This is a genomic window from Pedobacter africanus (assembly GCF_040548825.1).
GTDB classification, from domain to species: Bacteria; Bacteroidota; Bacteroidia; order Sphingobacteriales; family Sphingobacteriaceae; genus Pedobacter; species Pedobacter africanus_A.
Genome location: NZ_JBEPSL010000001.1, coordinates 820,245 through 844,152, shown reverse-complemented (window position 1 = coordinate 844,152; position 23,908 = coordinate 820,245). Strand labels below are relative to the sequence as shown.

The 23,908-nt window shown below is 44.8% G+C and carries 15 protein-coding genes; 8 read left to right on the top strand and 7 right to left on the bottom strand.

The features are described 5' to 3' along the window. Window positions 1–5 precede the first annotated feature (5 nt). From ABIE26_RS03365 to ABIE26_RS03345, 5 genes are all read right to left on the bottom strand, one after another. Window positions 6–2,627 (bottom strand): TlpA disulfide reductase family protein, encoded by a 2,622-nt coding sequence (locus tag ABIE26_RS03365; RefSeq protein ID WP_310140010.1) that lies wholly within the window; start codon window positions 2,625–2,627, stop codon window positions 6–8. Window positions 2,628–2,630: 3 nt separating this feature from the next. After that, window positions 2,631–4,100 carry a RagB/SusD family nutrient uptake outer membrane protein gene (locus ABIE26_RS03360; RefSeq protein ID WP_310140011.1) on the bottom strand — a complete coding sequence of 490 codons (1,470 nt, stop codon included), beginning with the start codon at window positions 4,098–4,100 and terminating at the stop codon, window positions 2,631–2,633. 35 nt (window positions 4,101–4,135) lie between these two features. Continuing rightward, window positions 4,136–7,756 carry a SusC/RagA family TonB-linked outer membrane protein gene (locus ABIE26_RS03355; RefSeq protein WP_310140013.1) on the bottom strand — a complete coding sequence of 1,207 codons (3,621 nt, stop codon included), beginning with the start codon at window positions 7,754–7,756 and terminating at the stop codon, window positions 4,136–4,138. 190 nt (window positions 7,757–7,946) lie between these two features. After that, window positions 7,947–9,119 carry a FecR family protein gene (locus tag ABIE26_RS03350; RefSeq protein WP_310140014.1) on the bottom strand — a complete coding sequence of 391 codons (1,173 nt, stop codon included), beginning with the start codon at window positions 9,117–9,119 and terminating at the stop codon, window positions 7,947–7,949. 77 nt (window positions 9,120–9,196) lie between these two features. Next, the gene (locus tag ABIE26_RS03345; protein ID WP_310140016.1) at window positions 9,197–9,787 is read right to left on the bottom strand and encodes an RNA polymerase sigma factor; all 591 of its coding nucleotides are present in this window, start codon (window positions 9,785–9,787) and stop codon (window positions 9,197–9,199) included. Between the two features lie 131 nt (window positions 9,788–9,918). Here ABIE26_RS03345 and ABIE26_RS03340 point away from each other — a divergent pair, with 131 nt between their 5' ends. The 6 genes from ABIE26_RS03340 (at window position 9,919) to ABIE26_RS03315 (ending at window position 17,744) form a co-directional block, all read left to right on the top strand. Next, window positions 9,919–10,479 carry a sigma-70 family RNA polymerase sigma factor gene (locus ABIE26_RS03340; protein ID WP_310140018.1) on the top strand — a complete coding sequence of 187 codons (561 nt, stop codon included), beginning with the start codon at window positions 9,919–9,921 and terminating at the stop codon, window positions 10,477–10,479. Between the two features lie 82 nt (window positions 10,480–10,561). Next, window positions 10,562–11,740, top strand: coding sequence for a FecR family protein (locus tag ABIE26_RS03335; protein WP_310140020.1), 1,179 nt, complete (start codon window positions 10,562–10,564; stop codon window positions 11,738–11,740). 167 nt (window positions 11,741–11,907) lie between these two features. Then, complete coding sequence (locus ABIE26_RS03330; RefSeq protein WP_310140021.1) at window positions 11,908–15,312, top strand: TonB-dependent receptor; 3,405 nt, start codon at window positions 11,908–11,910, stop codon at window positions 15,310–15,312. 28 nt (window positions 15,313–15,340) lie between these two features. Further along, the gene (locus ABIE26_RS03325; RefSeq protein ID WP_310140022.1) at window positions 15,341–16,132 is read left to right on the top strand and encodes a hypothetical protein; all 792 of its coding nucleotides are present in this window, start codon (window positions 15,341–15,343) and stop codon (window positions 16,130–16,132) included. A gap of 10 nt (window positions 16,133–16,142) precedes the next feature. After that, complete coding sequence (locus tag ABIE26_RS03320) at window positions 16,143–16,946, top strand: hypothetical protein (protein ID WP_310140023.1); 804 nt, start codon at window positions 16,143–16,145, stop codon at window positions 16,944–16,946. Between the two features lie 324 nt (window positions 16,947–17,270). Continuing rightward, window positions 17,271–17,744: an ankyrin repeat domain-containing protein gene (locus ABIE26_RS03315; RefSeq protein WP_310140024.1), complete on the top strand. Its 474-nt coding sequence runs from the start codon at window positions 17,271–17,273 to the stop codon at window positions 17,742–17,744. Here ABIE26_RS03315 and ABIE26_RS03310 read toward each other — a convergent pair. Next, complete coding sequence (locus ABIE26_RS03310; RefSeq protein WP_310140025.1) at window positions 17,741–19,930, bottom strand: catalase; 2,190 nt, start codon at window positions 19,928–19,930, stop codon at window positions 17,741–17,743. The two genes, ABIE26_RS03315 and ABIE26_RS03310, sit on opposite strands and share 4 nt — an antisense overlap. Window positions 19,931–20,245: 315 nt before the next feature. On the opposite strand from ABIE26_RS03310, the gene ABIE26_RS03305 reads away from it, so the two are divergent. Further along, the gene (locus ABIE26_RS03305) at window positions 20,246–20,800 is read left to right on the top strand and encodes a ferritin-like domain-containing protein (protein WP_310140027.1); all 555 of its coding nucleotides are present in this window, start codon (window positions 20,246–20,248) and stop codon (window positions 20,798–20,800) included. Between the two features lie 95 nt (window positions 20,801–20,895). On the opposite strand, the gene ABIE26_RS03300 is transcribed toward ABIE26_RS03305, so the two are convergent. Then, window positions 20,896–21,627, bottom strand: coding sequence for a class I SAM-dependent methyltransferase (locus ABIE26_RS03300; protein WP_310140028.1), 732 nt, complete (start codon window positions 21,625–21,627; stop codon window positions 20,896–20,898). Between the two features lie 387 nt (window positions 21,628–22,014). Between ABIE26_RS03300 and ABIE26_RS03295 the strand changes: the two genes are divergently transcribed. Beyond that, entirely contained in the window at window positions 22,015–23,883 is a 1,869-nt protein-coding gene (locus tag ABIE26_RS03295) for a PKD-like domain-containing protein (protein ID WP_310140030.1), read from the top strand. The last annotated feature ends 25 nt before the right edge of the window (window positions 23,884–23,908 follow it).

The following is a 23,908-nucleotide window of genomic DNA, read 5'->3' as shown; positions in this document are numbered from 1 at the left end:
GTAGGTTATTCTTTCAAAACGATATCAATCATGGCCGACAGCTCGTTCAGTACAGAAGCCTTATCTGTACGGCTGTTACTTGCCCTGAACCGGATGAAGCCCTCTTTATCAATCACAAATTTTGCAGGGATGGCTTTTACACCATATTGTTTCACTGCCAGTTCTTTATTTTCGCTGCCTTGCTTGTCGTAAAGCACATTAAAGGTATAATGGTGCTGGTCCATCAACTCCTCCACATTCTTTTCAAAACCAGCTTTGGTTTCCCAGGTATTGATGAATAAAAATTCAACATCCTTGTTGTCTTTATAATGGTCAATTGTGGCCTGCATGCCCGGAAAAGACTGCACACAAGGCACACACCAGGTAGCCCAGAAATCGAGCACAACCACTTTGCCTTTATAATCGGCCAGGTTAACCAATTGCCCCTTGCGGTTATAAAGCGAAAACAGAGGCGCCTTTTCCTTAACCATTGTTGTTTTTAAATGATCGGTCAGCTGCTTTTGTTTTCCGGCAAGTAAACCGCTCAGGTATTCCTCAAAATCAGCATTGCTTCCATTTAACATGGTGTACAGGTCTTTGGCCATTTCCAGCACTGGTGGCGTCTGCGGATTTGCCCTCAGGTACCTGTCCAGCGCCAGAAAAGCATATAATTTTTCTCCTTTGCTCACCCTGGCCTTTGCCAGTGTCAATACCAGTTGCTGGCAGTTCATGCCCGTATAATTGTATTCTTCCAGCAAGTCGGCCGTCAGCTTTACAACTTCGTTATACTTTCCGGATGACAACAACGCTGACGAATAGGTATCTACGATGCTGCCATAGTACATAGCTGCAAAGCCCTTCCTCGTTTTTGGATCGGTCGAAACCTTAGCTTCCCTGCTTAATTTTAAAGCAGGGCCCAGGTATTGTACAGCAGCAGAAACCTGATTGCGGTCCATAAAATCTTTGCCCACATTGTACAAGGCTACGGCTTTTAAGTTCGGTTCCTGCAACAGGTCCAGGTAATGGTCCATTTTTTCTTTATTTCCGGCCTTGGAAAAACGCTGCACAAGGGTCAAAAGCGCAAAATTATAGCGTTCCTGCTGTTTTGCACTATAGGTAGCGGCCGGATAAGCCTTCAACCAGTTTAAATAGCTCTTTTCAACTTCGGCTATAGGAGGCTCCGGTTTTGCCCCAAAAATCTTGTCATAGGCCAGATCGCGCGCCATTACCCCCTTCGGAAATTTTTTAAGCATTCCCTTTTCTACAGCCGCAGCAGTATCGGCACTGCCCATTGCTTTATAAAGTTTTAATGCCAGCAGCAGGTTCTCTTCATCTGCACTTTGCATCAGGGCCTCGGCCTCTGCTTTCAAAATTGCTTTAGATTCCATGGTATTTTCTGTTAGTTTCTGGTTCAGGTAATTCAAAAGGTTATCCCTGCCAACAGATTTATTTAAGGAAACCAGTCCAGAAGTTTTGCTGCCCAGGGCAGTCTCCAGCAGCTTTTTGAGTTCATCACTATGCCCGCTGGTACGGAGCAGGATATTCCCCTTAGGGTCTACCAGGATTTTTGTAGGATAAGAACTGATGCCGAAAAGCTTTACCAGGTTATTTTCTGTTGTATTGAGCACATGTATCCAGTTGATCTGGTCTTCGGCTATTGCCTTCTTCCATTGCTTCTGCTGATTTTCCATAGTTCCGCTTTCAAAAGCAATTCCCAATATTTCCAGTCCTTTTGGTTTGTACTGTTCGTAAATGGCTTTTAGTTCGGGGTGACTGGCCCTGCAGGGCTGGCACCAGCTTCCCCAGAAATCGATCAGCAGGTATTTGCCCTCCAGCTTCCGGGAGTTAAAGGACTTGCCATTGATGTCCTGTACCTCAAACGCCGGGACAACAGCGCCTTTTGCAGTCGCATTGGCTGCGTCCAGTTTTGCATATAAAGCTTTCCATTCCGGACTATCCTTATAGACTGTTGCCATTTGTTTTAACTGCTTAAACGCCGCTTCATTGCCCAGTTCCGTGTAATAGCTTTCAAATACCATCAATGCCGAAAAGGTATTGCGGTGTTGCGCTGTAAACTGCTTTTTAAAGGCCTTCAGTTGGGCCGACAAACCGGCTATTTCCGCTTCTGCCTGGTGTACTTTTTCAGTCCCGGCTGACTGCGAATATTTGATTTTGGTCTGTGCCCAGATCTGCTGGTGCGTTTGCCGTTCTTTGGCAGCATAACTATCGTACAACCTGATTTCAGCATCGCTGGCTTTCAGCGACAGGTCAAGCGGATTGTTAAAATCTGCTGTTACAGTAACCGCTGTTCCTCCTTTGATCAGGAACTGCGGGGCAGGTTGCGGAACAAAGCTCTTGCCCGATTTAATCAGATTATGGACAGAGGTAATGTATAACACAGCTCTACTGTAGCCCTTTAAAGGCAAACGGAATTCGTAAACACCTTTAATGGGTTTCGCACTTAAAACAAATTTGGATTCGTTGTTCGGGCTGTACATCAACCTTACGGGATAGTTCGTAGTATCCTTACTTTTTATCCTTACTACCGCGGTATCCCCGGGGATGTTCTGGCTGGCAGCATAAGCCTGCGCATGCAGGCCTATGCTGATCAGCACTATACTCACTAACTTAATTAAATTAACTGACATGGTTTATGGGTTATCGGGCATAGATGGATTAAAGTTCAGGATCATCGGCGGAATTCTTAGCGTTAAGCGGTTTTTGCTTAAGGTATAGGTTTGTCCTCCTATTGTCCGCGTTCCGCGGATGTTATTGTATTGGGTATCATCAAACAATCGGCGCATATCGAGCCACCTTCTGCCGGTGGCCGCAAATTCAAGGATACGTTCGCGCAGGATGAGTTTAACCAACTCCTGCTGTCCTGTATATTGCACCTGTGCTGTCGCATCAGGCATGCGGTTTTTCCGTAAAGTTTCCAGGTCATTTTCTGCATCTGTAAGTTGTCCGCCACGTGCCTCGCATTCTGCCTTCATCAGGTACAGGTTAGGCAGTGTTGGCCCCAGGTTTACAGATAAAGGAGCTGCTCTCTGATAACCCGGCAACTGCACTGAAGAAGAAAACAGGCTCTTATCGCTAAATGCTTTTCTGCGCTGATCATCTGCTCCAAATAACGCATATGTTTCAGGGGTCAGCATAACCAGGTTACTGAACGCGCTGGAAAGCGGGGCAGTGCTCTGCTTTGCAAAAATGGTTTCAAAGCTGTCAAAAGGAGTTGGAAAACCAGCCAGACCAGAGTTTGGGGCAAGTGCATTGTACCAATCATTAACTTTGGTGTTGTAGTTGTACAATGAAATGGGCACTTTGCTCGAGCCAAGCAGCTCAAATGCTTTATTGAGGGGAGCAAGTGCCTCCTGGTATTTTCCCATATTGAAATAAACTTCTGCCAGGATGCTGTAAGCAGCCAGCTGCCCTATCCTTCCTTTGTTTATGGTATTGGGATTTAAGCTGGGGATTGCCCCGGTAATTTCAGTGGTAATGAAATCATACACCTCTTTTACTGAAGCCCGTTTAAAGCCTTTGGTTTCAGTATCCGCTTCCGTTACAATTGGCACCCCAGGATCTGTAGCAGCTGTAGCCTGGCTAAAGGGTTTGGCAAAAAACTGGGCCGCCCAAAAATGCATATAAGCCCTGGCTACCCTGGCTTCTGCCTGCAAAGCCTTTTTCTCTGCCTCGGTACCATCTTCGGCATTCATTACCCCATTGACTATTACATTGTATACATAGTTATGTGAATAAAAGGCACCCCACTCTGAAGCGTTGGTTTCGGGCAAATAAATATTATCGGCCCATTTGTAGCTGTTCTGATTGATCAGGCTGAAGTTCTGGAAAGTAGCCGGATTGGCTATCATGTCATCAGACATATAAAAAGGGGCTTCTACCTCGCCCATTAGACTGAAAGAAAAGCCCAGCTCACCTGTTACTGCATTGGTGGTGGCCGTTATCCTTAAATTCTGAAAATTATTGATTAAGGAATTGTTGAAAAGACCGTTGTAATGCTCTATTTTTTTGGCCAGGGCTTTTCCTTTAGGTTCTATCTCGAGGAATTTTTTACATCCTGTAAATACAGTGCAGATTAGGATGAGCACCGCTATTTTTTTCATTGAAATATTCATTGGAATATATTTTTTGCTGATCATTAAAAAGAAAGGTTTAGCCCCAGGGTATAAAATGCCGGGTTAACTTTTAACCTCGTTCCTTGCGACAAATCGTAGTACTCCGGATCTATCCCCCTGTCATTTTTTGTCCAAAGCAATACATTGGTGACCTGGGCATATACCCTGGCCTTTTGCAAATGCAGTTTAGACAAGCCTGATTTGAACAGATCGTACGACAAGGTCAGGTCCCTCAGGCGTATATAAGAAGCGCTGATGATATTGACATCGCTCCGGTTATAAAAAGACGTGGTCCTTTGGCTGAGGCTTGTGGTTTCACTTGGGATGTATTTAGGCACATCGGTATTTGCCTCATCGCCAGGGTTCTGCCACCTTTCGTTAAAATTGCTTTGGATATTGCCAAGCAGCCTTCCTGAATAAAACCGGTTCGCATCAGCACGCATTACATTACCCAGATTATACACAATCAGGCCCGACAGCGTAAAATCCTTGTAGCGGAAGGTATTGGTTATCCCCCCATACCATAAGGGTTGCGTACTTCCCTGGTAATAGGTATCGGCTAAAGCCAGCTGGTTGGTAAACATACCGGTACTGCCATCCTGCTTATATACCATTGGGTTTCCGTCGGCATTTAAACCTGCATACTTATAGGCAAACAGGCTGTAGGCAGAGTAGCCTTCAATAAAACCACCGTTTGTCTTCGAATCGACCGTCAACGCAACAGGCCGCTTTAAAGAAACCACTTTATTTTTGTTGTGGGAAATGTTAAAGTTGGTTGTCCAGCTGAACTCATTCTGGCTGATGTTTCTGCTGTTGATTGAAATTTCGACCCCTTTGTTGCGCATTTCCCCCAAATTACCATAAGCGCTGGTCCAGCCGGTTGTTGGATCTAAGGGACGATCACCCAGCAAATTAGGTGTTTTTTTGCTGTAATAATCTACTGTTCCCGAAATCCGCTGGTCGAGCAATTCAAAATCAACACCTAAGTTTAAAGACCTTGTTTCTTCCCATACCAGGCGGTTATTGGCCGGACTGATGATCACATATCCTGTACCCAGGCCGGCATAAGTTGGACTGTTGCTGGCATAAAGGACATCGGCAACCCCGCCTTTGCCCACAGCTGGCGAATTACCTGCAATACCGTAAGTACCTCTTAACATCAGTTTACTGATCAGCTCAGACTTGAAAAAATCCTCCCGATCCATGTTCCAGCTCAGACCCACACTCCAGATGGGTTTATTCTGGCTGCTTTTGGATTTACCGAAAAGGTTAGACTGATCGTAGCGCAAACTCCCATTAAAATTATACCTGTTCTTGTACGCATAGGCTAAATTTCCATAAAAGGAAATAAAGCGAAATTCATCTTCGGCCCTGGTAATTGGTACCGATCTAAGGGTGTTTCTGCTGCTCGTTCCCGCTGGTAATATTGCACCGGTAGCGCCGGTAGCAGGAATACCAGGATTCTCCAGATCTTTTTGGTTATAGGCGGTATAGGTCTGCGTCTGGAAATCATAACCCCTGGTTAAGGTCCGGGTCGCATCAAAAAGTGTACTTTTAACCTCTTGTCCGGCCAGTGCCGTAATCTGGTGATCACCGGTTTGCAGATTGTAATCGAGCTGGTTCCTGATGGTCCTGGCGGTCACATTTAACTTATTGGTAGCATAATGCCCGCCTGTTCTTGGCAAAAGAGATACCGGTTCGGCTCCCGCTGCAGGGATCGGTGTAAACTGCACAACCTCCAAACGTACCCTATAGGCATTCTGATCGTAAAAATTGTAACCATCGTCTATAGTTTTCTGGTACTGGCCCCGGGTTGTAAAACTAAGCCCTTTGTACAGGTTCACTTTTAGTCCAGCATTTACCCTGGCTGCCAAAACACTGTTGTCGTTACGGTTATAATTCAACTCATTTAAAGGAACGTTGTCAAGGCTGATCTTGCTTCTCTGTTCTGCAGTACTTCTGTAAGCATCAGTCATATATAAATAACTATGCGACAAAGGTTTTCCATTTCCATCTGCAAAAAGTGCGTAAGGCACATAGTTATCCAAACCGCTTACAAAAGGCGTTGGATAAGAGATATTGTTCAGCACCCGGTTTTTCTCGTACGACATATTACCGGTCAGATCCAGCGTAAGCCATTTGGCCAGTTTCCATTCTTCCCGTAAATTAAAGTTATACCTGTCGCGTGTCGATTTGTCGGCATTGTCGTACCTGCTATAGGCCAGCGAACCAAAGAATTTATTGAACCTGCCCCCACCAGACAGCGTTACACTGTGTGAACTGAGCATGGCCTGCTGATAAAAATTTTTATCGATCTGCTCCCTGTTGGATAAATTGGCCAGGGAATCCCAGCGCTGATTGGCAAGCGCCTCTGTACCTGGATTGGCTTTCAGATCGTAGAAGATCTTTTCATGCGGATATATCCGGGGATAATTTCCGTTACTAAAGGCATTCACTGTATTGAAAGGAAATGCGGTAAGGTAATTGCTGTTCTGGAACAGTTGTTTGGCAGCAGCAATATACTCCTGGCCCGACATGAGGTTTAAGCTGCTGTAATCTGGCATTCCTTTAAAGGAAACAAAGCCATCGTAAGCGATATTAATTTTACTGCTGTTGTATTCCCCTGATTTGGTCGTAATCACAATTACCCCATTTGCAGCCTGCGCACCCCATATAGATGCTGCTGTTGCATCTTTTAAGACAGTGATATCCTTCACATCCGCCGGGTTCACCAGGGATTCTATGTTACGGTATTCGGCTACAGGCACACCATCCAGTACAATTAAAGGTTGACGGCTAAGATTGACAGAACTCACGCCCCGCAGCACCAGCTTGTCGTTACCCTGACCGTAATTTACAGCAAGTCCGGGGACCAGGCCTTCCAGGCGGTCTACCACATTCATGCCGGTGCTTTTTTGGGCCATTTTTCCCGCATCTACATGTGCAAAAGAACCGGTACTCCTGTCTTTCGGAAGCGTTTGGTAACCGGTCGAGATCACAAATACTTCGCTCAGTTCACCACTGGAAAGTTCCAGTGAAATACGGGGCATGTTTTTAGCTACCTTAACTTCCCGGGTACGATAGCCCAGGTAGGAAATTTCGAGAACTGCATTTTCATCTACATTTCTGAAGTTAAACTCGCCGTTATTATCGGTAACTACTACGCGATTGGTTCCCTTAACCTTAACGGTGGCACCGCTCAGCGCATTCCCATCCGCATCCACCACTGTTCCGCGTACGTCAATATCTGCAAAAGCGCCAAGTACCTTATCCAGAAAGCTGGGGGCCTTCTTTTTGATGGACACGATATTTCCTTTAATGGTATAGGTAATGTCCAGTCCCGCTAACGCCACACGCAGGGCATCGGGCAGACTGGCATTTTTTAAGCTGATGTTAACTGACGGAGCCGATGAAAGCACATTGCCATCGTAGTAAAAATCATAGCCGCTCTGCTTGCGGATTTCCTTCAGCACTGCCTCAAGGGATGCTTTTTTTTTATCCATTGTAATGCGCTGGCCAAATGTTGCTGCACTGACCTGCATCAGGGATGCTATTAATATCACGGTGGTTAGTCGCATAACTAGCAATAGTTTACGGTACAGCCTTAGCGCCATACCCCGGTTTGTGGTATAAATTCTATACATTTGTATTGGTTTGGTTATGCAGTACGCCCTGAACTTTCCACGGTGCGGGCAACTGCGGTTTACATAATTAATTGTGGCCAAACTATAACCAGATCCTTTCCAGGATCTGGTTTGTTCCCCTCCCTCTGGTTTTTTATGGTAAGTTTCTCTGCATAGTTTCCTGTTTTTTCTGGTTATCGGTTATTTTGGATTATTTGAATACAATAACTTTTCGTCCTTCTACCTTAAAGTGCACCTGTTCGGTAGCTTCTATGGACTGTAATATCTCGGAGAGCTTTTTATTTCTTGAAATCCAGCCACCAGCTTCTGTAATATCGGAGACGGAGGCGTCGTAAACCACTTCTACATTGTACCAACGGGCAATTTTACGCATCGCGGTTTTGAAGTTCACATGGTTCAGGTAAAAATCGCCCTGCTTCCAGTCCATCACCTGCTCCAGGTTGGCTTGGGCGACCTTTAGACTGCCTTGCCGATTAATGGCCTGCTGCCCGGGGCTAATGATCACGCTTTGCCCGGCTTTACCCGCTGCAACCCGCACGCTTCCTTCCAATAAGGTAGTAGTCGCCACAGGCTCGTCAGCATAGCTGTTGATATTAAAATGCGTACCCAGTACCTGAACCTCCTGCCCTCCCGTTTCTACTATAAAAGGACTGTTTTTATTTTTTGTTACTTCAAAATAAGCCTCACCTTCCAGCTTTACCCTACGCTCCTGCTGCCCTTTGTTCCCATTTAAGGAAGCGGCATAGGTCAACTTTGAATCTGCATTTAACCAAACCATAGTGCCATCCGACAAACGAACCTGGTAGGTTTCTCCCCGTGCGGTGGCCAGGGTATTTACCTTATGATCATTAGCCCCCGCAGCTACCTCGTATACCAGTTTGCCATCTGCCTGCTTAGTGATCATGACACCGGCTTCCTTAGCCAGCTCTCCTTTGCTGGCATTGCTCAATGCGATTTGTTTACCGTTGGCCAGCGTAAGGGTTGCGCCTACCTTTCCTGGTGCTGCATCAGCCGCGTATACCGAAGTAGCTTTGAAACCTGAATTTTGTTTGTTTAACAGAAAGTACAATCCTGAGCCTGCAATTAAAATAACAGAAGCTGCAACTGTCAGGCGTCTCCAAAGCCTAACCGGTCTTTTTTGCTGGACAACCGAAGTTACCTGCAGGTATATTTTATTTGCTTCTTCTGCAGTCATGGGCTGAACATCCGAATCCGGGGCCATCCAAACTTCCTCCGCGAGATCTGAAAACTCAGCATCAAGGTTAGGGTCATTTACCAGGCTTTTCAATTCAGACAGTTCCCTGGCTGTGATATTGCCAGACAGGTACTGCAAACGCAAATAGCTTAATCTTTCTTTGTTCATGTTTAGCCGGGGCATGCTGCCCATTTAAATTGAAGTCGGACGACAAAAAGAATCGAGGTAATGAGATTCAAAAAAAATTAAAATAATTTCAAAATCACCAGTAAAACGGCTACATCTGTATTTTTGAGCACGTGGGCACGCAGAAATTTTAAAGCTAGCTTCATGTGCGTTTGTACGGTTCCATGAGAAATACCCAATTGCCGGGCGGCCTCTTCATATTTAAGTCCTTGTTGCTGACAAAGCTTATATACCTGCTGCTGCTGGGCCGGAAGCTGGCTGATCCCTTCGGCCAGAATGTTCCTGGCCTCCCGCATCAGGATGCCTTCTTCGGTCTCATTATGCCCGTCAATATAAGCCGTTGCCAATGCCCTTACAGATTTTTCCTGCAATATTTTTGCACGAAAAACATCAATAGCCTTACGCTTGGCAATGGTTTTCAGGTAAGCTTCCACATGGTGAATGTGCTTAAGCTTATAGCCCAGCTCCCAAAGGTGGAGCATCGTTTCCTGCACAATTTCCTGTGCCGATTCTTTGTCCTGTATCCATTTGAAGGCAAAGTTATAAACCTGCCTGTAGTACTGGTCGTAAATCACCTTAAAAGCCAAATGGTCGCCCTCCGCTATTTTAGCCAGTAACTCAGCTTCTTCATGAAGGGGTTTAATTACCATGGTGATCTGCCTCAGCCCTTAATATAGGGATACCGGGGCCAATATTAAGAATTATTAATAAAAAATTAATATACAACTCACATTAAGCAAACGCCATTTTAACAGTTTTGCTCCGGTAAATTTTTTCTGAAGTGGATTACACCCATACAACCGATCATGCATTACTGGAACGTTGTCAGCACGATGATGTTAAGGCCTATAATGAGTTTTTTAGCCGGCATTCCGCCCGCTTATACAAACAGGCCCTGCGTTATATCCCCAACGAAAATATTGCTGAAGAGCTAATGCTCGATCTGCTTTTCGACATCTGGGAGAAAAGACATACCAGGAAAATTGAGGGCGAGGTGGGTGCATACCTTTACCGCTACATGCGCAATAAGATTGTAGATCAGCGCCGTAAAATGGTTACCGCTGTAACAGCTATTGAGCAAACCACACTCACAGAAACCCTGGCCGACCGCAGACTTGCCGATCATCAGCTCATGGCAGCCGATGCAGACGGACTATACCAGGATGTGCTGCAGGCCCTTTCGCCTCAGCGCCGTCGTGTGTTCCAGCTGAGCCGGGAAGAACGGCTTACCTACCCGGAGATTGCCAGAGAAATGAACCTATCGGTAAATACTGTAGAAAACTACATGTCATCTGCACTGGAAACCTTCCGCAGCCGCACAAAAAAATACCTGGCCATCTAGCCTGAATATTTTTTTTCATTTTCCGTAGGTGGTATGCCTCTCCTTTTTACGAGTAGTATCATAAGAAGGATATTTAAAGGCTATGGAAGAGCAAACCAGACTATTATTCATCAGGTTCCTGAACCATCAGTGCAGTACTGCAGAAGAACAACAGGTAAACCAGCTTCTGGAAGATCCAGATATGATGGCGTACCTGCACCAGCTGATGGACGAACAGGATGCCCAGGCAGCGCAGCAAACAGCATTGCATAACGATGTAGCTGCCGCAAAAATGGAAAGCTGGCAGCAGCAGATCAATGAAAGGATTGCTGATGGTTCCGCTGCTGTGCCGTTAATGCGCAGGATATCCTGGTTGCGCTACGCCGCAGTATTTACCGGTTTTGTACTACTGGCAGGTGTGGCATGGCTGTTCACAGGCCCCCAAGCTGCAGATAACAGGGAGCTGGCACAACAAACAGACATCCTTCCTGGCGGGCATAAAGCTACCTTAACCCTGGCCAACGGCTCGATCATCTCATTGGAAGATGCAAAAAGCGGAGCGATTGCCACGGAGGACGGAATGCGGATAGAAAAAACGAAAGACGGCAATATCCTGTATAGTGTAGCCAAGGGTAATACACAACAGGCCCGGACTACAAATACCATCGCTACACCAAAAGGCGGGCAATACCAGGTTACCCTGCCCGATGGGACAAAGGCCTGGCTGAATGCCGCTTCTTCATTGAGCTACCCTTTGCATTTTGATGCAAAAGAACGTCGGGTAAAAATGACCGGAGAAGCCTATTTTGAAGTAACAAAAAATAAAACCAGGCCCTTCATTGTAGAAACCGACCAGCAGGAAATACAGGTTTTAGGTACCCATTTTAATGTAAATGCCTACCCCGATGAAGGTATGGTAAAAACTACCCTGGTAGAAGGCAGCGTTCGGGTACGGGCCAGAAATGGGCAATCTGCACTGTTAAAACCCGGGCAACAAGCCATCTTAAACAGGGATATTCAGGTAAAGGAAGCGGACATTGCTCAACAGCTGGCCTGGAAGAACGGGGATTTTATATTCAGGGGCGAAACCCTCGAAAGCGTATTGCGGCAGGTGTCGCGCTGGTACGATATAGAAGTGGAATACCCGCATCAGCTGGGCAACATGCGCTTTAACGGGATGGTGTCGCGCACACAACCACTTTCTACCATTATAGAAATGATACAATCCACAAAAAAAGCAACAGCAACATTAAAAGGAAGGAGGCTTATCGTGACCGACTAATACCAGCATACGAACGGTAAGCCCAAAAAAAGCCAAAGGTGCTGGGAACACCTCTGGCAGTATTGTTAAAGCTTATCGAAAATATTGAAGCTACAACATCATCAACTCATTTTAACATTAACAAAAATATGAATTTTTATCAATGCATGCGTGTTATGAAAATCACCATGATATTAATAACCTGTTTGCTGATACAGGTCAATGCCGCCAGCTATGCGCAGCGCATCAACCTGAACAGGCAGAACAGCAGTATCCACTCCATATTGGAAGAAATCAGAAAGCAAAGCAAATATGATTTCTTTTACGATACCGAACTTTTTAACGATGCCCGGCCGGTAAGCATTCAGCTAAAAAATGCTACTGTAGAACAGGTGCTCAATGCCTGTTTTGCCAATCAGCCTTATAGCTATACGGTAAAGAACATGCTTGTGGTAGTTACCAAAGCAGAAACGCCGGTAATACCCAATGCTGCAAGGCAGCAACCCGGGCGCATTAGCGGTAAGGTATTGGACAATCGTGGCGAAGCCCTTCCGGGAGCCAGTGTTAAACTGCTCCAGGGCGGCCAGGCAGTACAAAGCAATACCGATGGCAGCTACAATTTCAGCATAGCCCCGGGTACTTATACCCTGGAAGCCAGCTACGTATCCTTTCAGAGCAAACGTATTACTGATGTGGTAGTTAAAGCGGGCGAACTGACCAGGCTCGACATTGTGCTGACTGCCATTACCAGCACATTAGACCAGGTGGTAGTAACTGCCAGCTTCAAAAAAGAAAGCATCAACGCACTATATACCCGCCAGAAAAACGAAGCCGGCATTTCCAATGGTATCTCGGCAGAACAGATTGCTGCGCTGCCCGATAAAAACATTGGCGAGACCCTGAAAAGGATCTCGGGCGTAAGTACCAACGACAACCGCCGGGTAGTGGTGCGGGGGATTGCAGAGCGGTATAACCTGGCCATGATGGACGGTGCTACCCTGCCCAGCACAGATGTGCAGATACGGGATTTCGAGTTTGACATTGTGCCGGTTAACCTGATTGACAATGTGATTGTGTCCAAAACCGCTACACCCGATCTCAGCTTCGGTTTTGGTGGCGGACTGATCCAGATCAATACACTGGCCATCCCCGATAAGAATTTCAATAATTTCAGTTTCGGCGGCAAATACATCAAAGGCAGTACCGGCAAAGATTTCCTGGGTTATGGTCGCGGCAAAAACGATTACCTGGGTTTCGATGATGGCGTAAGGGACCATTTTCCAAAAGACATCATGGTGTTTACCAGCCAGAATTACATCCCTACCAACCCCGGCGCAATACCACCAAAGGGCGTTACCCCCATCACACCGGCCATGATTGCAGAACAGAACAAAAGGATTGGCGGATTGGAAAGAGCGGGTACAAGGGTATATACTGCACTACCCGGCCAAAACTATCAGTTTAGCCTGGGCCGTAGTTACGACCTTAAAAACAGCCGCATTGGTTTTGTGGGCTCGCTGAGTTACCGCAATGAACAATCTAATGAAGACATTTCGCAGTTTGGCCGCGGCAACTGGGAAAAACTGAGCAACAAGATCATTAACACGGAAACAGGCCAGGAGGTTGACCCTACCTTTGCCAATCAATACAATTTCAATACCAGCTGGGGTGCCCTGCTCAATATGGGCTGGAGTTCCAAAAATCATAAAATCACCTCACGTAATTTTTATTCGCGTGTGTTCAGCAACCAGTTCTCGCGCATTGTAGGCTGGGGGAACGAGATTGGCCGCGAAGGGTTTCCCGAAATCCGTGAATACGACCGCCCGAAATTTATTGACCTGCTCCAGAACCGCATCAACGGTGAACATACCTTTGGCGCTTTCCGTTTCGACTGGAATGTTTCCCGAAATAAGCTTGTTAACCTGGAAAAAGATGCCATAGAAGCCTGGTTGGGGCCCACCAAAACCATGAACGGAATCATATACAATGTGATGCCCAGCGCCATCACTAACCCCGGAGGCGGTACTTTTAACAGGGCCCAATACAAATACGATGAAGTAAATAAAGCTGCCGAAGCTGCTTTGAATTACAATTTCAACATTGCAGGTTTAAAGCAGGTGGCCAAAACCGGCTATCAGTACATGCAGCGCGAGGGCACCTACGACTGGACACTGTTGCCTATTGGTTCCGTAAAGCCCGGTGGCATTTACCCTTATGTACCCGTGCAGGAATGGAGCAAGTACCTGGAATTTAAAGACCCGCAAAGCGACCTCTTCTATTATCCGGCAGGATTCTCCTACAATGGTTACCAGGGCAAAAATAAAAACCAGGCGGTATATGCCATGCTGGATAACCGTTTTACAAAATGGCTGCGCCTGGTATGGGGTGCCAGGGCCGAGTACTACAAATACGAATGGATTAAAAACGGTGTAAACGACCTGGCTACCAGGAACCTGATTGAGCAAAGCGAAAAGCGTCAATTTGTAGACCCCGGAACCGGGAAAATTGTATCTGCTTTTGCCGATCCGGAGCATGAAGAAAAGACCTGGCGCTACCTGCCCTCGGCCAGCATGACCATCACCCCGTTAAAAGAGCTTAACCTGAGGGCTGCTTACTCACAATCTGTAGTAAGACCGGCATTGATAGAAAACTCCCGCATGATCCGCTACGATCCGGGTATTGCCGCTTACCGCAGCAACCAGGGTGCTTTATCTACGCTGATAGACCACTATGATGTTCGGGTAGAATGGTACCCTAAGCCTGGAGAGGTATTATCATTCGGTTATTTCTATAAATATTTTGATAAACCTGTTGAGATCTACCGCAATCAGCCCGACAATACCGGAAGGGTATATGTGGTTACACAAAACTCTCAATGGGCAAAGGTAAGCGGCTGGGAATTTGACCTCCGCAAAAGCTTTGGCTTTGTAAAACCGGAATGGAAGTTCCTGGACGACATTTACCTGAGCGGTAACCTTACCCTCCAGAATTCAGAGGTGCAGGCCAGTACCTTTGTTGGAAAAAGCATGACCGATGATAAATACGGCCGAAGTTTTGAGTACCGTACCAGGCAGATGATCCGCGAAAAAAGACCGCTGTATGGCCAGGTGCCCGTATTGTACAATATCGCCCTGCAGTACGATGGCCCTCGTTTCGGCGCCAACATCGCCTTTAACCATATGGGTTACAAAACATTTGCTACCGGAATATTACCCAGCATCGTAGAATATGAACGCCCGCGCAACCAGCTGGATGCCCAGTTGAGCTATAATTTTTTAAGAGACAAAAAATTAAAAGCAAAACTGAACATGAGTAACCTCCTGAACAATCCTTATCGCTTCTTTATCAACAGCGAAGCAACCTATAAACTACTGGATAAATGGAAAGACATGAACCTGTCTGCAATTACCGCAACGGGTGTGTCAGACTGGGCCGATATCTACGAATGGAAATATGGTTTTTCTCAGAAATACGAAGAGGGGTATTACGAGACCTCAGCTGATGGAAAAACCAAAACAAGGATTGGTGACAAGGATACATTTTTCCGTAAAGTAGGCAGCTCGTTCAGCCTGTCGGTTTCTTATGCTTTCTAAACGATTTCAATCATCAAAAATTAAGACCATGAAGATCACAAATATATTTTACGCCGCATGCACAGGAATATTCCTGCTGGCGCAAACTGCCTGCAATAAAGGCGGAGATAACTTTTTATACAAGGGCGATATGCTGCCCGTTACGGTAAAAGGCTATAACAGCGACGGTAAAGACCTCCTGGTAAAACTGGATACTGTAAAGTTTCCGGCGTACATCACCAGCGGCCGTTTCAACATGAGCGGAGCTTATCTGTTTCCGCCAAACCAGAACACCGTGAAGCTGAGCATCACAGAAACGGAAAGCGGAAAACCTGTATTGGAAAAGGAACTGAAAAAAGCAGACGGGGCGGCAACAATCAGCTTCTTTTACATGAACGGCAAGGTAAATGATATGCCTGAAATACCGGCAGCAGAGGAAGGTAAAATTAAAGTAAGCTATATGTTTAAGCCTACGGTTACCAACTATTCAGAACCTGTAGACATTGTACTGGGAAAATACTACTGGACACCTAAGGTATTTGAAGAACTGGGGCGGATTAAAAATGCCAAACCTTACGAATTCAGTAATCCGGTTACCATCCCAACCTTCTCTACTGTTGGGCAGCAGTATAACGGGCAAAATACCATTGTTTCTTTTGTGGTATATATATACAAGGCAGGTACCAACCAGCTTTACACAGAAGGAACAGCTTATACCTGGCATGCCACCTCTTCTACCGCGCCTAAACCGGCATCATCGGCTACTTCTTCCAAGCTGTATATTTTCAGTGAAGGTCCTGTAGGCGACAGCATGCGGTTTAACAAAGATTTAGAACTATAAAAGACAGAAAATGAAATCCATAACCCATTATATAAAAACCACAATACCATTATTATTGCTGCTGACCACATTTTCTGCCTGCAATAAAGAAGACATGACCGGCCAGAAAGCCATACAGGTAGTGATAAACGGCTACAACGGCAGTGCCGACGAACTCGAAATTGTGATAGATACAGCCCGATACGACAAAACCGTTTCGAATGGAAAATTTGTGCTTAAGCCCGCATCAATATTCGACTTTAATGCAGTACACACTTACCCTATGGCAAAAAAACCGGGCATCTTAAGCATCAAAAACCCGGTAAGCGGCAAGGTACTGTTCACTAAGCCACTACCGGAAAGCGGCACAAAGGCCATTTTTAATTTCATCTACATAGATGGTAAAGAAATTGGCCTCAATGCCCCGGCTGCAGATGCCAGTACAAATAAACTGGGTTTTTACATGCACTACACAGAAAACAACGATCCGGTTGATATTTTCCTGTATAGAAAGGACGAAACCAACGGACAGGAGTACCGCGAATATCTGGCGAAGAATGTGTTGCCAGGAACCTGGGTATATTTCAATTATTTGCCAAGCGCAAACTTTGATCATAAAAATGAAGTGGGCAAGGCTGACATTTGTTTTACCAAGGCCGGAACAACAGATCAATGGGCTTTCCAGGACGATGAGAAACAGAGTAAAACTTCAGTTTTTGGAATGGGCTTTCCGCTTGCCGGAGAAAAAGGTCTGGTACAATCTTATTTTGTTACCCCAGGCGCTTCGAGCCTGGACCGGGTGCGCTTGTTTTTCCACCCAGACAGGGTACAGTAGTTTGTCGCTAAGCTTTTGATGAAAACAAAACATCCCGTTGATTTTAGCGGGATGTTTTAAAATTTTAAGTGCACCAGGCTTAAGAAGTATGGCAAACCCGACGGGAGGAGGCCCGGATTATCCTTATTTTATTACAACCAGACCAACAACTGTTAAAAAAATTGTAGTACCAAAAGGAACCAGACTAAACTAAGTATTACTGGGTTTATTGACATCATTCGGTTTTTCCGGGGATGGGTAAATAGCCTATGATACCGAAGCCAAAAACAACTTTCTCCTTTGGCCTCCGGAAAAACAATCTATCGTTATGGATGTTAATAAAAAATGACACAAACTACTCAGATTATCATCCACGCAGCAAGGATCGGCAACATCGAAGTACTGCAGGAACTGATCCGTCAGCATACAGATGTAAACTCCAGAGATGAGAAAGGATACACGCCACTGATTATCGCCTGCTATAACAACCAGTACCAGGCTGCCAGATTATTGCTGGAAGCAGGTGCAGATGTAGATGCACAGGATTATGGCGGCAATACGGCTCTAATGGGCGTTGCCTTTAAAGGCTACAAGGAAATTGCTGCGCTTTTAATCAGTAAAGGGGCAAGTTTAAACCTACAGCATGGCAATGGCGGAACAGCATTGATGTTTGCCGCTATGTTTGGCAGAAACGACCTCTTGCAACTCTTATTGGACAATGGGGCAGATAAAACCCTGCTGGACGTTCGCGGACTTTCTGTTTTAGACCTGGCCGCCCAGCAGGGCAATGAAGCCGCTATTGAAATACTTCAGCGCTAAGCAGGAACCTGGCGTGGTTTTTCCCGCTCCCAGAAGCGATGCTGCGCTATGGCCTGAATAAATTGCTTGGCCAGTTTAGCAGGGTCATTTCCCATAACTATACCTTCTTTAAGCACCGTTTCATCTGAAAAATCTTCGGGCAGTTTTCTAGAAAAATAGGTTGCCTCCAGCACCTGTATGGCATGGTCATCTGCAGCGATAGCCTTACAGTGCTTAAACGCTTCGTTTAAAAAATGGACTGCATTTGCTTCTGCCTCCAAAGTGGCTACGCTATTTGTTCCTCCTGGCACATACACTGCATCATAAAGCACCGAAGCTGCGGTCAGAAAGCTCTCATCAACTGGAATCTCAGCATTATCGGCGGCAACCAGCAGCCCTAATTTTGGCGCAATTACCTGAACTACCCCACCTGCTGCGATGATTGCAGATTTAACTGTTGTTAATGAATTTGCATCTACCCCATCGGCAGCCAAAATCGCAATTTTACGGCTCTTAATGCTATTTTTCACTGTTCCGGCCATACTCAATGCGGCAGAGGTTTTAAGTTTACCCTCAACCATTAAAGGCTGGTAATCCAACGGATCGCCATCAGCAGGGATACTATGGTTAATCGGCTGCTCTGGCTTCTTTGGTTTTTTCAAGCCAAGTGCAAAAGCCACCTGGGTGGCCAGTCCTTCATCCACCAGAGACAAAATCCCAATCATACGCTGTCGGATGGCTACTGTTTTTACTTTACCCAGCTCAAAACTAAGCGCATCAATTATATGGTTCTTTTCAGGATCAGACTGACTGTTAAAAAATAGCTTGGCCTGACTGAAATGATCAAAAAAACTCTTGCTTCTGGCCCTTACCTTTTTGGCGTCTATGCGTTCCTGGTAGGAAGTAAAACCTCCGTCAGCAGCCTTGACCTGCTGAGGATCATTATTGCTAAGAGAGTTTGGTCCGTAACTGGTTTTACCTCTGTTGATCGTTTGACGCATGTAACCGTCCCTTTGGTTATTATGGACAGGCACGACAGGACGGTTTATGGGAATTTCATGGAAATTAGGTCCGCCCAGGCGGATCAGTTGCGTATCTGTATAGGAAAATAACCTACCCTGCAATAAAGGATCGTTGGTGAAATCTATACCAGGTACAATATGGCCCACATGAAAAGCTACCTGTTCTGTTTCGGCAAAGAAATTCTCCGGGTTTCTGTTCAGTGTCATTTTGCCTATACGTTGTACCGGAACCAATTCTTCGGGAATAATTTTGGTAGGATCAAGCAAGTCAAATTCAAACTTAAACTCATCTGCTTCTGGTACAATCTGCACACCTAGTTCCCACTCTGGAAAAGCACCGCTCTCGATTGCTTCCCAAAGATCTCGGCGATGAAAGTCAGGATCCTTTCCGGATATATTCTGCGCTTCGTCCCAGGCCACAGAATGCACACCAAGCAATGGTTTCCAGTGGAATTTTACGAAACTTGCTTCCCCCTTATCATTGATAAAGCGGAATGTATGTACCCCAAATCCTTCCATCATACGCAAACTGCGGGGGATGGCCCTGTCGCTCATCAGCCACATGATCATATGTGTAGATTCAGGCATCAGCGAAATAAAATCCCAAAAAGTATCGTGCGCAGACGCGGCTTGCGGTATTTCATTGTCAGGTTCAGGTTTAACCGCATGCACCAGATCAGGAAACTTCATCGCATCCTGAATAAAAAATACAGGCATATTGTTGCCTACCAGATCAAAATTCCCTTGTTGTGTATAAAATTTAACCGCAAAGCCACGCACATCTCTTGCCAGATCCGTAGACCCTCTGGACCCGGCAACGGTGGAAAAACGTACAAATACCGGTGTCTCGGTTTCTGTATCATTTAAAAAGCCGGCTTTGGTAACGCTTCCGAGGGATTTATACAGTTTAAACACACCATGGGCACCGGACCCCCTGGCATGCACAATACGTTCCGGAATACGTTCGTGATCAAAGTGTGTGATCTTCTCTCTAAGGATAAAATCCTCGAGCAAGGTAGCCCCGCGTTCTCCTGCTTTAAGAGAATGCTGATCGTCATTGATCTTTACGCCATGATCTGTTGTCATAGGTTCCCCTGCTGCATCTGCTGTATGCCCCTGCAGGGATCTGGTTTTTTCATTTTCAGGTTGATTTCCAGGTTTTACCTGAGTATCTTTTTTTGCCATTGAATTAGATTTAAAAGTGGTAGATTTTTAATGCAGTGCTAATTCAACATATTGAAATAGAGATTGTTTAGTTTTTTTTTGTTTAATTTTTTATTGTATTTTCTTAAACAATCTTATCACCTTACTGTTGTATACATACTCAGGTTTTAAAAAGCTTCTGCTTTTATTTTTAGCAAAAACTTTTCTTTTAATAAAGTCTAAACAAATCTTAAAGTTGCTGGTTAATTAGCCCGCAACGAAGATGTAGCGGGCAATCATTAAAACATAAATACTACTGAAAAAACAAATTGTTTAACTAATGAAAAACTAAAAATTATGGCAACTACAACAAAAACAGGTGCAAAAGGCACCAGCAAATCAAGAACGGGAAAAATGGAAAATTCAGAGTTCCATGAGTTCTTTGTGGACGAACTGAAAGACATTTATTGGGCTGAGAAACATCTTTCGAAAGCACTCCCTAAAATGAAAAAAGCAGCAACCAGCCCAGAGCTTGCTGACGCTTTTGAAAAGCATGCGCAGGAAACAAATGAGCACATCGCTACTTTGGAACAGGTTTTTCAGCTACTGGATGAAAAAGCCCAGGCAAAAAAATGTGATGCGATGGAAGGCCTGGTAAAAGAAGCCGAGAGTATCATTGAAGATACAGATTCGGGTACATTGATCCGTGATGCAGGTCTGATCCTGGCCGCACAGAAAGTAGAACATTATGAAATCGCCACCTATGGCACACTGGTAGTTTTTGCACAAAATATGGGGCATACGGATGTTGCAGAACTACTGCAATTTACCCTTGACAATGAAAAAGCTACGGATGTGGCCCTGACTGAAATTGCAGTTAGCGCGGTTAATGAGCAGGCTGCAGCAGAATAACCGCGATTTCTTTTACAAAAATTAGGCTATTGTTTACCTAGGCTTATGCCCTGGGTAAACAATTTTTGAAACCCAAAGCTATTCAGATTCAGTCGCTATTTCTGAGCAGAGACCAGCAACATCATTGGCCTTCGGAGTTCATCTTTCATTTCTGGAATGTCATTTAGCATTTGCTCATCGGGCATAGGTTCTTTAACCTCCACAATTTTGAACTGCGCATTGATCAGCGTATTTATATAGGTAGCATAGGTTCTATGGTATTTTGTAATTTGTTCCCCTAAAAACACGGTGTCCCTTTTTCCTTCATCAAAGTAATTGTCAACCGGCCAATGGAGTTTCTCGCCAGATTCATCATAAGCCCAATCCTGTGTGCCCTCTGCAGTAAAAACCGGATGCTCAACCGAAAAAACCAACATTCCTCCTGGTCGGAGCCAGCTGTATATATTGTGAATGAGTTTGTCAAAAGATTGGATATAATGAAAGGTAAGCGAACTAAATACCAGGTCAAAACTCTCAGCAGGATACATAGCATCTTCCAAAGCTATCCTTTCGTACTGAATTCCTTCAATGTTGTTGATCTGCCCCGCCTTTTCCAGCATTCTATCAGAAATATCTACGCCTACAACAGATTTCGCCCCGTTTTCCATAAAATACCTGCAATGCCACCCAAAACCGCAGCCCAAGTCAAGCACTGCTTTTTCACGAAGGTCGGGAAGCATAGTTCTTAAAACATACCACTCCCCCGCGCCTTCCAATCCTTTTTGGGAACGGTTCATTTTTGAGTACTGCTGAAAAAAGGCAGGGTCATCGTATTTATTTTCTTTCATCTCATTTTGTTTTCCGTATTCAGCTCAAAAATAAATAAAATGCCTTAGCGACAGGCATTACTTTCTGGCAGTACAGTAGCCAACGGTTTGTGATAAAATATAGTATGCATTTCATGTGCTCCAGGTTCAACAAAACCTCGTTTTATTTCTATTCTGTTCAATGACTTACACTGAACAAAATGAACAAAACTCAACAGACAATAAAACTTATTAGTTTACAACATTTTATCAGCACATCATCCCGTTTATAAGAATATAAGCTTCCTCCTTACAGTTCAAAACTGAACAACATGAACAATAATTAACACCCCTTTCTGGGCTAATTTTGAAAGGACGAAAAAAACTGTCCTAATTGTATCAGGGATGGGATTAAAAGGAAAAATGTTCATGCTCTCACTTAATCTAAAGATCATAACGAAATACTGGCTTTTACTATTGGTTTTAATGGTAATGGTTGGTGGTGTGAATGAGGTTAAGGGGCAAAGAATTTATGCTACAACGGTTACTAAAATAGGAACCACTACAGGGGTAACCATTACCAATGAAACAAAAGCAGCAGCTAGTTCCCCGGGCACTTCACCACCATCGTCAACTCCTCCATTAGCCAATATCTCTGCAACAGGAACAGGTGGATTAACAGGCTCAGCTGTTACAGGCTGGATCGGGCTGGGTTTTTCGTCTATCCCTTCCAATACAATTGTATACATTAAAGTATCAAACATAACTTATCTGAATACTGGCGGTTCAATTACTGCACAGGCCTACAACAATACAACACTTGCGACAGGAAGTTCTTTTAGTGTTATAACTGCTGCTGATGGTTCAATATACTACGCAGTTTCTGCAACCAGCACATTTAATACAGTTCGTTTAAATGTAACAGGGAATGGTGGCCTCATTCCCGGAGCCGGAACTGCGAGTACTGATGTTGTCTATGCTTTTTACAACACTACAAATACAGCTGATTGTGGGTTGGTGTTAGGAACCAATGGCGTTAATGTTTCAACTCCAGAAAGGGCAATAGACGGAAGCAGGACAACCTTTTCTACACTTACACCCGGTGCATTATTAAGTTCAGCGAATCAGAATTTTTATTTCTCCAGTCCATCAAACACTACAGACGAAGTAAAAATGACTATTTCAGCGCCAGCTGCCGTTCTATCAGTGGGTTTGCTAAACAACGTTACTGTTTCTGCATACAATGGAAGTTCAACCACCGCAGTCTGGACAGCCGGTTTGGGAAATCTCCTGAGCGCTGATTTACTGGGCCTTTTAAGTAATGCAACCCCTATTACCTTTTCTGTAGCCCCGGGAATTGCTTTTGACCGGGTAACCATCAACTTCGGATCTGTATTAAATCTGTTTTCGAATTTATATGTTCATGAGATAGAAAGAACACCGCAAAAACCATTATTCACGCCTGCAACTTTACAAAATGTAACCGCATGTCCGGATGTTTCGACAATTTTAGCACCCGATGTACCTGCCGCCGGCAACACTTTTAAATGGTATGATGCAGCAACAGACGGCACTTTATTGTCGACCGGGAACAGTTATACCGTAAATCCCATAGTAAATACTACATACTATGTTGCAACAGCTAAATCGGGCTGTAGCAATGAATCGACAAGGGTTCCGGTAACAGTAACGGTAAATACTATAAACGGTGGTGTAATTGCCGCCAATCAAACCATATGTAGCAATTCTATACCTGCCGCTTTTACCAGCACTACGGCAGCAACAGTTAACGCCGGTGGTAGTGCAGCAACTTACCAATGGCAAAAATCAACAGACAATATTGCTTTTACCAATATAAACCTTGCTACGAATGAGACATTTACTGAAACTGTAGCCCTGACACAAACTACCTATTATAGACGGGTGGCTTCCTCAGCATTAAACAGTATAAACTGTTCGGCCAACAGCAATGTAATTACAATAATGCTAAAACCGCTCCCAGATCTTACAAGTATACTAACCCCTTCGGTTTGCAGTGGAACAAATTTCTCTTATGCAGCTACAAGTAGTCTTGGCAGCACAAGTTTTTCATGGACCAGGGCATTAACAAGCGGAATAAGTAACCCAGCGGGTTCAGGTAGTTCCAATCAAATCAACGAAATACTCGTAAACACAACACAATTGCCCATAAATGTAACCTATGTTTTCACGCTAACCAGCGATGGTTGTCCAAAATCAACTAATGTAATTGTAAAAGTTAACCCTAAACCGCAAGCACCTCACATCGTATCACAATAAAAAAATAAATATTCAACTTAAAATT

Excerpts from the sequence above, each read along its gene's own strand:
- ABIE26_RS03365 (WP_310140010.1), bottom strand. The coding sequence starts at position 2,627 with ATGTCAGTTAATTTAATTAAGTTAGTGAGTATAGTGCTGATCAGCATA.
- ABIE26_RS03360 (WP_310140011.1), bottom strand. The coding sequence starts at position 4,100 with ATGAAAAAAATAGCGGTGCTCATCCTAATCTGCACTGTATTTACAGGA.
- ABIE26_RS03355 (WP_310140013.1), bottom strand. The coding sequence starts at position 7,756 with ATGTATAGAATTTATACCACAAACCGGGGTATGGCGCTAAGGCTGTAC.
- ABIE26_RS03350 (WP_310140014.1), bottom strand. The coding sequence starts at position 9,119 with ATGAACAAAGAAAGATTAAGCTATTTGCGTTTGCAGTACCTGTCTGGC.
- ABIE26_RS03345 (WP_310140016.1), bottom strand. The coding sequence starts at position 9,787 with ATGGTAATTAAACCCCTTCATGAAGAAGCTGAGTTACTGGCTAAAATA.
- ABIE26_RS03335 (WP_310140020.1), top strand. The coding sequence starts at position 10,562 with ATGGAAGAGCAAACCAGACTATTATTCATCAGGTTCCTGAACCATCAG.
- ABIE26_RS03330 (WP_310140021.1), top strand. The coding sequence starts at position 11,908 with ATGATATTAATAACCTGTTTGCTGATACAGGTCAATGCCGCCAGCTAT.
- ABIE26_RS03325 (WP_310140022.1), top strand. The coding sequence starts at position 15,341 with ATGAAGATCACAAATATATTTTACGCCGCATGCACAGGAATATTCCTG.
- ABIE26_RS03320 (WP_310140023.1), top strand. The coding sequence starts at position 16,143 with ATGAAATCCATAACCCATTATATAAAAACCACAATACCATTATTATTG.
- ABIE26_RS03315 (WP_310140024.1), top strand. The coding sequence starts at position 17,271 with ATGACACAAACTACTCAGATTATCATCCACGCAGCAAGGATCGGCAAC.
- ABIE26_RS03310 (WP_310140025.1), bottom strand. The coding sequence starts at position 19,930 with ATGGCAAAAAAAGATACTCAGGTAAAACCTGGAAATCAACCTGAAAAT.
- ABIE26_RS03305 (WP_310140027.1), top strand. The coding sequence starts at position 20,246 with ATGGCAACTACAACAAAAACAGGTGCAAAAGGCACCAGCAAATCAAGA.
- ABIE26_RS03300 (WP_310140028.1), bottom strand. The coding sequence starts at position 21,627 with ATGAAAGAAAATAAATACGATGACCCTGCCTTTTTTCAGCAGTACTCA.
- ABIE26_RS03295 (WP_310140030.1), top strand. The coding sequence starts at position 22,015 with ATGCTCTCACTTAATCTAAAGATCATAACGAAATACTGGCTTTTACTA.